Source organism: Mucilaginibacter sp. OAE612, assembly GCF_041806395.1.
Taxonomy (GTDB): domain Bacteria; phylum Bacteroidota; class Bacteroidia; order Sphingobacteriales; family Sphingobacteriaceae; genus Mucilaginibacter; species Mucilaginibacter rubeus.
This window is the reverse complement of the sequence record NZ_JBGMUW010000001.1, coordinates 4,561,660-4,574,341: the sequence shown is the minus strand read 5'-3', so window position 1 is coordinate 4,574,341 and position 12,682 is coordinate 4,561,660. Positions and strand designations below refer to the sequence as shown.

Genomic DNA, 12,682 nt, shown 5'->3' with positions numbered 1-12,682 from the left:
CCTTATAAAAAGCCGGCCAGCACTCGCCGGCTTTTTTATGTTTTGCAGGGTAATGCCGAAGGTATCATATGAAAAGGAAAGAGCCACCAAAACAAAAAAGACCGCATCATTTGATTTATGATACGGCCTCCTTAAAATAAGATGTTAAAAAAATGCCTTTCGTTTATCGAAAGGCATTTCGTCTGGAAACCTCTCCTTCTGGAGAGGGCAGGGTGGGGCTTAAGCCTCACTATCATATTTTATCTGACCAACGTGCTTGTCAATCTGCCATCTGCCGGTACCTTCTTCGCCGATAACTTCGAATAGTTCGAGGGCACGACGGGCTTTATATTCTTCTTCGCGTTGTTCTTTAAGGAACCAGTTAAGGAATTCCATCGTAACAAAATCCTGCTCTTTCATACAGCGGGCATATATGTTTTTGATAGAGTTGGTTACGCTGATCTCCTGGTCGAGGGCGTCTTCAAACACCTCACGAAATGAGTTGTATTCCTGTTTAATGCCAGTTACCTCAGGTGATACAGCACTGCCGCCCATATCAAGGATATATTTATAAAATTTTAGCTGGTGATGGCGCTCTTCTTCGGCTTGTTTGAAAAAATATTCTGACGAAAAATCATAACCGTTGCGATTGCACCATGATGCCATGGCCAAATATGCTGATGAAGAAAATGCTTCTTTTTTAACTTGCTGATTTAAAAGTGCTTCGATATCTGATGATATCAGGCTTTTTATGCGGAGTAGGTCTTTCATGGTCTTAAATTAATGTTATATGTCTTATCGCAGGAAATTATATACAATAATAATGCGGTAAAGGTATATTAGTTTAATTTAAAGACAATATGAAATTAATCTAAATTGTGTTGATAATTAGTCTAAATTACAGTGAGTTACTGTGCAGGCGGTCATGAATAATGTGGTTGAGTTCCAGCATTACAAAAGTACCTTCTAAAAGCTCTTTCAGGCTGATGATCTGAGCCAGTGAAAGTACATAACAATGATCGCAGGCGCAGATGAAAATGATCTCCACGTCGGGATCGGTAGTGGTGTTAAGCAGTTTTTGCTCAATGTCGATGGCATAAACCGCTTTGCGTAATTTTAAGAAATTGCGATGATCAAACCGGGCAACCTTACCGGCGAAATCGACATACCAGCAACGCTCTGTATCGCATTGGTAAACGGCACCTGTCTTGGTGCTGAAAACGTCGGTCCATAAAGATAGTTCGGTGGTCGCAATCATATAATGGTTGCAAATATTGGTATTATTTGTAATCAATCCAAATAAAGATAGAAAATAATTTCAACACGAATGTCTTGCATGTTCAATACAATTTAATCGAATTACACGAATTATTGCGTAGAGGCATTAATGTAATTTAATTAGCCAAATTAGTATGGGAATTTATTAGTACGAATGCTTCGGGATCGACAAATTATGATGGATAAGCAAATTCGTGTAATTCGCTCTAATTCGAAATAATTAGTGTGAGTTATTTTTTTTCATACAAGCAATAAATTTTATTATAAATTTGGAGCGTGGTTATGGGCTTGTCTGTAACCTAACCAATTATCCTTTTATCATTTTTTATATGAGAAAAACCTTACTATCCGCCTTATGCTGCTTGCTGGCTGCTTTGGGTGTAAAGGCACAAACGCCTGCACTTGAGCGAGTTGAGCCCATGTCCTGGTGGGTTGGCATGAGCAATCCCAACCTCCAACTGGTTGTGCATGGCAACAACATTGCCGCCCGTAATGTAGTGCTTACTTACCCCGGTGTAAAGCTTAAAGCAGTTCATAAAGTTGAAAATCCGAATTATTTATTCATCGACCTACAAATTTTTTCATCGGCCATTCCGGGAACGTTCCCGATAAAATTTAAGAAAGCAGGTGAAAAAGACCTTACATATAATTATACGCTTAACAAACGCGACAGATCTGCAGGCAGGGCGCAGGGCGTTACCAATAAAGATCTGATCTATCTCATTATGCCCGACAGGTTTAGCAATGGCGATGCCGCCAACGACTCATTTGATAACCTGCGTGAGCGAGGCATCCACCGCGATTCGATGTTCAGCCGCCATGGGGGGGACCTTCAGGGGATCATGAACCATTTGGATTACCTGAAAAATTTAGGGGTAACTGCTATCTGGCTTACACCCGAAATTGAGAACGACGAGCCAAGTGCTTCGTACCACGGTTACGCCGTTACCGATTATTACAAGATCGATCCCCGTTATGGCACCAACGATCTGTACAAAAAGTTTGTTGAAAAATGCCACAGCATGGGGCTTAAGGTTATTAAAGACCTTGTACACAATCACGCAGGTACCGAAGGTTACCTGATACAGGATATGCCGATGAAAAGCTGGGTACACCAATGGCCAGCGTACACCAAATCAAACTTCAGGGATGCTGCGGTGATGGATCCGCACGCCTCGCCAATGGACCGCAAACTGATGCAGGACGGCTGGTTTGACCACCGCATGGCCGATTTAAACCAAAATAATGTTTACGTGCAAAACTACCTTACCCAAAACCACATCTGGTGGGTGGAGTATGCTGGTATCGACGGTTTCAGGCTCGATACTTATCCTTATAATGAACCTGTTTATATGGCCAAATGGGCGAAAGATGTAAAAGCCGAGTTCCCTAAGCTTTCCATATTTGGCGAAACGCTGGTATGGTCTGCCGCTAACCAGGCATTTTTTACGCAGGGTAATACGGTTAACCGGGGTTTTGATACGCAGCTACCCGGCGTAACCGATGCTGTTTTAAAAGATGCCATTTATGAAGCTATTAATGGTAACGATGGCTGGACAGACGGCGTTGGTCGCTTGTATTCGGTAGTGGCTCAGGACTTTCTATACCAGGATGCTACCCGCAATACCATATTTATGGATAACCACGATATGAGCCGTTTATTATCAATGGTAGGGGAGGATATTACCAAATACAAATCGGCTATGGCTATGCTGCTTACCATGAGGGGCGTGCCGCAAATGTATTATGGCGATGAGATCCTGATGAAAAACTACTCGAACCCAGATGGTTTGGTACGCGAGGACTTCCCGGGTGGCTGGGCCGGCGATAAGGAAAATAAATTTACCGCCGAAGGCCGTAGTAAAAAAGAAAATGACGCTTTTAATTATGTGAGTAAGCTGGCTAATTACCGCAAAGGCACTACTGCCCTGCAAACCGGTAAAATGATGCAGTTTGTACCCGAAAAAGGTATTTATGTTTATTTCAGATATGATGCCCAAAAAACGGTAATGATCATGTTCAACAACAGCGATAAGGAACAGGAAACTACTACCGCACGGTATTTTGAGCGTATTGGCGATGCCAAAAAAGCGAGGAATGTACTAAAAGATGAAATGATTGGTCTGGATAAAGTCACTATACCAGGCAAGACAACTTTAGTGTTAGAATTAATACCCGGTGTTACCCATTAAAATAATATCTTAGGGGACTAATTCCCTGTGTTTTACCAAAAAATGAATACAATAAAAGCCTGTATTTTTGACCTTGACGGTGTGATAGTCGATACCGCCGTTTATCATTATAAAGCCTGGAAAAGGCTGGCCAATTCGCTTGGCTTTGATTTTACTGAACATCAGAACGAACAGCTGAAGGGCGTAAGCCGGGTACGTTCGCTGCAATTGATCCTGGGCTGGGGCGGCATTACCAAAACAGAAGCCGAGCAGGAGCAGTTGGCTACTCAAAAAAACACCTGGTATATGGAAATGGTAAACCAGATGAAACCCGAAGAGATCCTGCCTGGTGCCAAAGAGTTTTTAACAACCTGCCGTGCGGTAGGTCTTAAGACCGCGCTGGGTTCCGCCAGTAAAAACTCAATGACCATATTGGAGAAAATTGGTATCACCGATATGTTTGATGCTGTGATTGATGGCAACAAGGTAAGCAAGGCCAAGCCCGATCCTGAAGTGTTTTTGGCAGGTGCACAGGCCCTGGGCGTTCAGCCCGAAGAATGTGTGGTTTTTGAAGATGCCATTGCAGGCGTTGAAGCGGCCATTGCCGGTGATATGAAAGTGGTAGGCATCGGCTCGCCCGATGTATTGAAAGGCGCCAACCTGGTTATTAAAGGTTTGGATGAAATGACACTGGATAAATTGTATAAGTTGTAAGCCCCACCCAACCCTCCCCTAAAGGGAGAGGGCTTTTGAATTGCATGGAGGCATAATAAACTATTAACTATTAACTAAAAGTCTCCCCTTTTAGGGGGAGATTTAGAGGGGGCTCAATGAAAAACTATATAAAAGCTGATGAGTGGAAGATAATTGAAGAAGGCTTCGATGCTCATTACAATAAAATTTCTGAAAGTATATTCAGTTTGGGTAACGGCCGCATGGGACAGCGTGCCAATTTTGAAGAAGCTTACAGCGGCGATACTTTGCTGGGTAATTACGTTGCCGGGGTTTACTACCCGGATAAAACCCGAGTAGGCTGGTGGAAAAACGGTTATCCCGAATATTTTGCCAAAGTACTCAACGCTGCTAACTGGGTTGGTATCGATGTTGTAATTGACGGCGAGCAGATTGACCTTGCCAAATGCCAAGTGCTCAGTTTTCGTCGGGAACTGAACATGAAGGAAGGTTACCTGAAACGAGATTTTCATGCTAAAACCGCATCGGGTAAAGAAGTAAAAGTTGAGGCCATCCGCTTTTGTAGTATGGCCGATGATGAAACCGGTGCTATTAAATATACGTTCACCCCTTTAAATTTTAGCGGCGCTATCACCTTAACGCCATCAATTGATGGTGATGTGGTAAACAAAGACTCAAATTACGATGAAAAGTTTTGGGACGAGGTAAGCAAAGCCACACAAACCGACGGCGGTTACATCGTAATGCGCACCAAAAAAACGGGTTTTGAGGTTGCTACGGGGATGCGATTCAGTATCCTTCAAAATGGTGAAATTATTGAACCGGTTACAGAAGCTATCGAAAAAGAAAAATATGTAGCTGCTAAAATTGATTTGCAGGCAAAACAGGGTGAAAGCATTGTGGTTATCAAATACGCCGCTAACCTGTCATCCCAAAACTATAAGCCTGAAGAGCTGGTTGACCAGTTGAATGCTACTTTAGATCGGATCAGCGCTAAAGGTTTTGATACCATGCTGGCCGAACAAGCTGCTGCCTGGGCCGAAAAATGGAAACACAATGATATCATTATTGATGGCGATGTATCTGCCCAGCAAGCTATCCGTTTTAATATTTACCAGCTTAACCAAACCTACACGGGTGAAGATGATCGCCTGAATATCGGCCCCAAAGGTTTTACAGGAGAAAAATACGGAGGTTCAACCTATTGGGATACTGAGGCTTATTGTGTGCCTTTTTATCTCTCAACTGCACCACAAAAGGTTACCCGTAATTTGCTGCTTTACCGCTATAAACAATTGGGTAAAGCAATTGAAAACGCGCAATTATTAGGATTTAAAAATGGCGCTGCCCTATATCCAATGGTTACGATGGATGGTACCGAATGCCATAACGAATGGGAGATCACTTTTGAGGAGATCCACCGTAATGGGGCTATTGCGTTTGCTATTTATAACTACGTGCGTTATACCGGCGATGAAGCCTATTTAGGCGATTACGGTTTTGAAGTATTGTTGGGTATAGCCAGGTTTTGGTCGCAAAGGGTTAACTGGTCGGAGGATAGACAGCAATATGTAATGCTGGGTGTAACCGGGCCAAACGAATACGAGAACAACGTAAACAATAACTGGTACACCAGTACTATTGCTACGTGGTGTATGCAATATACCGTTGATGTTGCTGATAAAATAAAAGCAGCTGATCCGGAAAAATACGCCGTATTGGTGAGCAAGGTAAGCCTGAATGAGGAAACCGAATTTGGCCGTTTCAGGGATATCATCCAAAAGATGTATTATCCGTATGACGAGAAACGCCAGGTGTTTTTACAACAGGACGGCTACCTGGATAAAGAGCAGATCCTGGTAAAAGACCTGCCGGCCTCAGAGCGTCCTATCAATCAAAAATGGAGCTGGGACAGAATCCTGCGTTCATGCTACATTAAACAAGCCGACGTATTGCAGGGAATTTACTTTTTTGAAGATCAGTACGATATAGATACCATTCGCCGCAACTTTGATTTTTATGAGCCGCGTACGGTGCATGAATCATCGTTATCACCATGCGTGCACGCTATTTTGGCTGCCAAGCTCGGCGATGAAGCCCGTGCTTATGAGTTTTACCTGCGCACGGCTCGCTTAGACCTGGATGATTACAACAACGATACTGAAGATGGCTGCCATATCACTTCTATGGCCGGCACCTGGATGGCTGTTGTTGAAGGCTTTGGCGGGATGCGTGTAAGAGATGGAAAGCTGGTATTTCAGCCATTCATTCCCGAAAAATGGTCGTCATTTTCGTTCCATATTGGTTTCCGCGGTGCCTTGCTGAATATTAAAGTGAGCAAAGAAGGTGTGCAGATCAAAAATGCCTCGGATGTTGAAACTACGGTATTGGTTTACGGAAAAGAGCAATCGGTGAAAGCCAATGATGAACTCCTGGTTGAAGCGTAATGAAAGGCAATAAGGTATTTACGTGTTTTATTGCTGCAACAATGTTGCCCGTTATTACGTTGGCACAGGTAAAACCACATCATACAAAAAAACGCATGGAACAAACTACCAACCATAAGCTCATCATATACCAGTTATTGCCCCGCCTGTTTGGCAATACCAACACATTTAATAAAACCAATGGATCTATTGAGGAAAACGGTATAGGCAAGTTGAACGATATCAATGATAAGGCCCTTCAGGAAATTAAAAAAATGGGCTTTACCTATGTTTGGTATACCGGGGTAATTGAGCATGCAACCATGACTGATTATTCGCAATATGGTATTAAAGCCGATGATCCGGATATTGTAAAGGGCAGGGCAGGTTCACCTTATGCTATTAAAGACTATTACGATATCGATCCCGACCTGGCTGTTGATGTTAAAAACCGTATCGGCGAGTATGAGGCACTGATCAAGCGTAGCCATAACAACGGCTTAAAGGTACTGATGGACCTGGTACCTAACCACGTAGCCCGTACCTATGGTTCGGACGTTAAGCCTGCCGGTGTACGTGATTTTGGCCAGGACGATGATAAGAGCAAAGCTTTTAGCCCAACCAATGATTTTTACTATATGCCCGGTCAGCCTTTTGTTGTGCCGTCAGGCTATAATCCCGGAGGCGATGAGTTTAAAAGCCCGCTGAAGGATGGAAAATTTGATGAAAATCCTGCTAAGGCAACCGGTAATGATGTATTCAGTGCTGCACCATCAATCAACGATTGGTTCGAGACCATGAAGCTGAACTACGGCGTTGACTACGTGGATCATCGCCGCGGCCATTTTGATCCAATCCCGCCGCTTTGGAATAAGGTTTATGATATCCTGCATTACTGGAGCGAAAAAGGCGTCGACGGTTTCCGCTGCGATATGGTGGAGATGGTGCCGATTGAATTTTGGGGATGGGTGATCCCCAAACTAAAAGCCGAACATCCTGGTTTGGTATTCATTGGTGAAGCTTACGATAAAGGAAAATATAACGATTATATTTATAAAGGCAAGTTTGATTACCTGTACGATAAGGTAGGCCTGTACGATGCCATCAAACGCCTTACCCGCGATGAGCATAACTCATCAACCTGGGAAATCAATGCTGTTTGGAACCATGATAGCAAAGGCATCGACGAGCACATGCTCCGGTTTATGGAAAACCACGATGAGCAGCGCATTGCTTCAAATGATTTTGCGGGTAACCCTTGGCTGGCCGTTCCCGGCATGATCGTAACAGCCACTTTAAATACCGGCCCGGTGATGGTTTACTTTGGCCAGGAAGTAGGCGAACCTGCTATAGGCAACGAAGGCTTTAGCGGTAATGACGGCCGCACTTCCATATTTGATTACTGGGGTGTTCCGCAGCATCAAAAATGGGTTAATAACCATAAGTACGATGGCGCGAAATTATCGGCAGATCAACAAAAGCTTCGTGGCTTTTACCACAACCTGCTTACTGCAGTGCACAATAGTGCAGCTCTTAAATCGGGCGCTTTCTATGAGCTGATGATAGCTAATGAACATCAGCCGGGCTTTGATACCCGTTTGTATATCTACGCCCGCTATACCAACAATCAACGTATATTAGTAATAACCAATTTTAACCGGAGTGAGCGTAAACTAACCGTAAAGCTTCCGGAAGACCTGTTAACAAAATTAAATCAAAGCGGCCATAAACAATTCACCGATCTGCTAAGCGGCGCTAAATTCAATACCGATGATATACGTAATGGTGTTGAAGTAAGCCTGCCAGCCATGGGCGGATTGTTGCTGGAGTTTTGATCAGAATTTACAGAATTTTAGAATTGACAGAATGCTTGTCATGTTGTGAAAGGTCATAGTGTTCCGTGCGGGCCTGTCACCCTGAACTTGTCGAAGGGTCGCGCGCAGAGGCCTTCGCCGCCATGCTTCGACAGGCTCAGCATGACACCCTGATATTCTGAAAATCCAAAAAAATCTGTGAATTTTGATTCTGACATTATAAAACCAATTATGAGTAAACCAACCATCGCGCAAAAGCCACGGTTAAGCTTTTGGCAGATCTTTAACATGAGCTTCGGCTTTTTGGGCATCCAGTTTGGTTTTGCCTTACAAACGGGTAACGCCAGCCGCATCCTCCAAACCTTTGGTGCCGATGTGGAGCATCTGTCGTGGTTTTGGCTGGCCGCGCCTATTACAGGGATGGTTGTTCAGCCCATCATTGGTCATTACAGCGACAGGACCTGGAACCGTCTCGGTCGGCGCCGCCCGTATTTTTTAACAGGCGCTATTTTATCGGGTTTGGCATTGTTTTTTATGCCCAACTCATCTATGTTGGCAGGGCTGATCCCGCCGATAGTAGTAGGCGCGGGCATGCTGATGATCATGGATGCTTCATTCAACGTAGCTATGGAACCATTCAGAGCTTTGGTAGCCGATAACCTGCCCGATAGTCAGCATACAACCGGTTTTTCCATGCAAACCTGTTTGATAGGTGTAGGCGCTGTAATTGGTTCATGGTTACCTTATGTTTTTGCCGAATGGTTTGGAATAGCCAAAACAGCCAATCAGGGCATTGTGCCTAATAATGTGCTGTATTCATTTTACATTGGTGCCGCGGTTTTAATAGGCGCTATTTTGTGGACTGTGGTCCGCACAAAAGAATACCCCCCCGAAGTTTATGCAACCTTTCATGAGAAGGACGAAACGGTATCTGGGCATAAGGGCGGTTTGTTGGAGATCTTCTCCGACCTGGTCAACATGCCCAAAACTATGAAGCAATTAGGGTTGGTACAGTTTTTCTCCTGGTTTGCACTTTTCTCTATGTGGGTATTTACTACCCCGGCAGTTGTTGACCACGTTTACCACATCCCGGCGGGGGATACGTCCTCTGCGGCCTATAATGATGCTGCCAACTGGGTAAATGTATTGTTTGGTGTATATAATTTAGTATCGGCAGTGTATGCTTTGCTATTGCCCCGCATAGTTAAAAAACTGAGCCGAAAAAAAGCACATGCGTTTTCATTAACTATGGGCGGTTTAGGGTTAATCTCAGTATTCTTTATTCCTGATCCCCGTTTGCTGATCTTGTCAATGATCGGGGTTGGTTTAGCCTGGGGTAGTATCCTTGCTATGCCTTATGCTATTCTATCGAGCTCAATACCAGCCAAAAAGATAGGCGTATACATGGGTATTTTTAATTTCTTTATTACTTTTCCGCAAATAGTTAATGGCATTATTGGTGGTCCGATAGTGAAGTATGCATACAGCGGGCATGCCATTTATGCTTTGGTAATGGCCGGTATTTTTATGTTCCTGGGGGCGATAGCTGTTCTTTTTGTTCAGGATGGTAAGAAAATTCAAATAATTGAAGCTGCAAATTGAATAAAAATTAAGGATTTGGCACGGTTAATGGTTTTTCGTTAATTCAATTATTGTATATTGCGTAGTAAGTACACTTTATACATCTTTGCAGAAGCCACTAATTTGTTTGAATGGAAAGTAATACCCCAAATCCGGAGTTGATAACCAGTAAGTTAATTGAAGCAGAAAACTTACTTGAAGAAGAAGAGGAATTTCACCATCTTAATAACCCTGCCGATGGTATTAAGCCGGTTGTAAAAAAGTATCTCGGTGTACCTAATCATGCCGATCAGGTGGGGAATAAGTTCTACTTTACTGATGGCGATGCTAAAGTTGAAGTAATAGTTGTTACCGACGAGATTATCCGTGTGAGGCTTGCGCCGCATAGCGTTTTTTTAGACGATTTTTCATACGGGGTGCCTAAGCTGCCAACCAAGGCGGCAGGTTTTACTCTGCATGAAGATGATAATGAATTTCGGGTATCTACTTATAAAGTGAACTGCCATATCCGCAAAAAGGATTTCTTTATCTCTTTTTCAGATAGCAGTAACCATGTAACCAGCATCGATGCTGTGCCAATGCATTGGGAAGAGAACGTGCAGGCGGGCGGTTATTATGTGTTTTGCACCAAAACCTGCGCACCCGACGAAAGCTTCTTTGGCTTAGGCGATAAACCAACCGAATTTAACCTGCGTGGCAAAAGGCTAAAAAACTGGAACACTGATGCCTACTCGTTTCAGTGGAACCAGGACCCTTTGTACCGCAGTATCCCTTTTTATATCAGCGTAAACGAGGGTATAGCACACGGTATCTTTTTTGATAATACATTTAAAGCGCAATTTGACTTTGGCGCCGAAGACAGGACTAAAACAAGTTTTTGGGCTGATGGCGGCGAACTGCAATATTACTATATCCACGGGCCGCACATGATGGACGTGGTAAAAAGCTACCATACCCTAACCGGTACACACCCCATGCCGCCGCTTTGGGCATTGGGTTACCATCAATGCCGCTGGAGCTATTATCCGGAGGCCAAGGTTAGGAAGATAGCTAAAGGTTTCCGCGAAAACCAGATCCCATGTGATGGCATCTATCTGGATATCGATTATATGGATGGTTACCGCTGCTTTACCTGGAACCGTAAGTATTTCCCCGATCCTAAAAAAATGATCAGCGAGCTTGCGGCTGATGGCTTTAAAACGGTGGTAATTATTGATCCGGGGATCCGTGTGGATGACAACTACGAGGTATTCAGAGAGGGTAAGGAGAAGCGATATTTCTGCCGCCGAAGCGATGATTACTTTATGGAGGGGCACGTATGGCCGGGCCGTTGCCAGTTTCCAGATTTTACCAATCCTGAAGTGCGCGAATGGTGGGGCGGTTTGTTTGACGAATTGGTTCAAATGGGCGTTGCCGGTGTTTGGAACGATATGAATGAGCCCGCTGTATTCGGTGCCGGTACCTTCCCTGATGATGTGCGTCACCAGTATGATGGTTACCGTGGATCACACCGCAAGGCGCATAATATTTATGGCATGCAGATGGTACGCTCAACCTACGAAGGCTTGCGCAAGATCATGAAAAACAAACGCCCTTTTACTATTACAAGGGCAGGTTATTCAGGTGTACAACGCTTTTCATCGGTGTGGACCGGTGATAACGTGGCCTCATGGGAACACCTTAAGCTGGGTAATATCCAGTGTCAGCGTTTGTCGATATCAGGTATACCGTTTTGTGGTACCGACATTGGCGGTTTTAGCGGTGAGCCCGATGGCGAACTGTTTACCCGCTGGATTCAGATGGGCACCTTTTCGCCGTTTATGCGTGCACACTCGGCAGGTGATACCAAAGAGCGTGAACCGTGGAGTTTTGGGGAGCCATTCACGGCAATCAACCGTAAGTTTATCGAATTGCGTTACCGCCTTATCCCTTACCTGTACTCCACTTTCTGGGAGCATCACCGCTATGGTTTCCCTATTTTGAGGCCGATAGTGATGCATGAGCAGGACACACAGCTAAACCACTTCCGCCAGGATGAGTTTACTTATGGAGATAAGATCCTGGTTTGCCCTGTAATGGAACCGGGCCAGATCAAACGCAACGTATACCTGCCTAAAGGTAAATGGTACAACTTCTGGACTCACGAGGTTGTTAACGGCGGCCAGGAAGTATCAGTAGATACCCCACTTGAAACCATGCCTCTATTCATTAAAGCAGGTTCGGTAATCCCTGAATACCCGGTAATGCAGTATGTTGGCCACAAAGAGATTGAAGAAGTAAAGCTGAATATTTACTATACCGATTATGAAGTAAATTCATTCCTGTTTGAAGATTACGGCGAAACCTTTGCTTACGAGCAGGATATTTATCTGGAGAAAAAGTTTGTGGTAAATGGCAGCAGCAAAAATTTAACCATTGATCAGAGCCTGGAAGGTTTGTATACCCCACGCTATGACGGCTATCATTTTAACCTGATAGGTTTGCCGTTTACGCCATCAAAAATAAAAGTAGATGGCAAAGAGGTAAAAGAATTTCAACTAAATGATGATAAAACGGTAGAATTTAAATACAGTAAAAACTTTAAACATATTGAAATAAGCAGATAGTATTTAGAAGAGGTTAAAGCTGAAGAGCAAAAGGTTAAAGGTAGCTGTAGCCTTGTAAATCAAGAAAAAAAACCTTTATAGCTTTGCTCACGTTAAGGCTATCTCATTAAAACGCCATTGCTACTGCAATGGCG

The 12,682-nt window shown here is 43.9% G+C and carries 8 protein-coding genes; 6 read left to right on the top strand and 2 right to left on the bottom strand.

Going from position 1 to position 12,682, the window contains the following annotated elements:
- Positions 1 to 219: 219 nt before the first annotated feature.
- Positions 220 to 750, bottom strand: coding sequence for a ferritin (locus ABID99_RS18995; protein WP_373614781.1), 531 nt, complete (start codon positions 748 to 750; stop codon positions 220 to 222).
- A gap of 127 nt (positions 751 to 877) precedes the next feature.
- The gene (locus tag ABID99_RS18990) at positions 878 to 1,237 is read right to left on the bottom strand and encodes a hypothetical protein (protein ID WP_373614780.1); all 360 of its coding nucleotides are present in this window, start codon (positions 1,235 to 1,237) and stop codon (positions 878 to 880) included.
- Between the two features lie 349 nt (positions 1,238 to 1,586).
- Here ABID99_RS18990 and ABID99_RS18985 point away from each other — a divergent pair, with 349 nt between their 5' ends.
- The 6 genes from ABID99_RS18985 to ABID99_RS18960 all read left to right on the top strand — a co-directional run bounded on the left by ABID99_RS18985 (position 1,587) and on the right by ABID99_RS18960 (position 12,548).
- The gene (locus ABID99_RS18985; RefSeq protein ID WP_373614779.1) at positions 1,587 to 3,449 is read left to right on the top strand and encodes a glycoside hydrolase family 13 protein; all 1,863 of its coding nucleotides are present in this window, start codon (positions 1,587 to 1,589) and stop codon (positions 3,447 to 3,449) included.
- Positions 3,450 to 3,491: 42 nt separating this feature from the next.
- The gene (gene pgmB / locus ABID99_RS18980; RefSeq protein ID WP_373614778.1) at positions 3,492 to 4,142 is read left to right on the top strand and encodes a beta-phosphoglucomutase; all 651 of its coding nucleotides are present in this window, start codon (positions 3,492 to 3,494) and stop codon (positions 4,140 to 4,142) included.
- Positions 4,143 to 4,258: 116 nt separating this feature from the next.
- Positions 4,259 to 6,568, top strand: a complete 2,310-nt coding sequence (locus ABID99_RS18975; RefSeq protein ID WP_373614777.1) for a glycoside hydrolase family 65 protein — start codon at positions 4,259 to 4,261, stop codon at positions 6,566 to 6,568.
- A 95-nt stretch (positions 6,569 to 6,663) separates the two neighbouring features.
- Positions 6,664 to 8,382, top strand: coding sequence for an alpha-amylase family glycosyl hydrolase (locus ABID99_RS18970; RefSeq protein ID WP_373614776.1), 1,719 nt, complete (start codon positions 6,664 to 6,666; stop codon positions 8,380 to 8,382).
- Positions 8,383 to 8,592: 210 nt separating this feature from the next.
- On the top strand, positions 8,593 to 9,963 hold the full coding sequence (locus ABID99_RS18965) for an MFS transporter (RefSeq protein WP_373614775.1): 1,371 nt from the start codon (positions 8,593 to 8,595) through the stop codon (positions 9,961 to 9,963).
- Positions 9,964 to 10,073: 110 nt separating this feature from the next.
- Positions 10,074 to 12,548 (top strand): TIM-barrel domain-containing protein, encoded by a 2,475-nt coding sequence (locus ABID99_RS18960; protein ID WP_373614774.1) that lies wholly within the window; start codon positions 10,074 to 10,076, stop codon positions 12,546 to 12,548.
- Positions 12,549 to 12,682 lie beyond the last annotated feature (134 nt).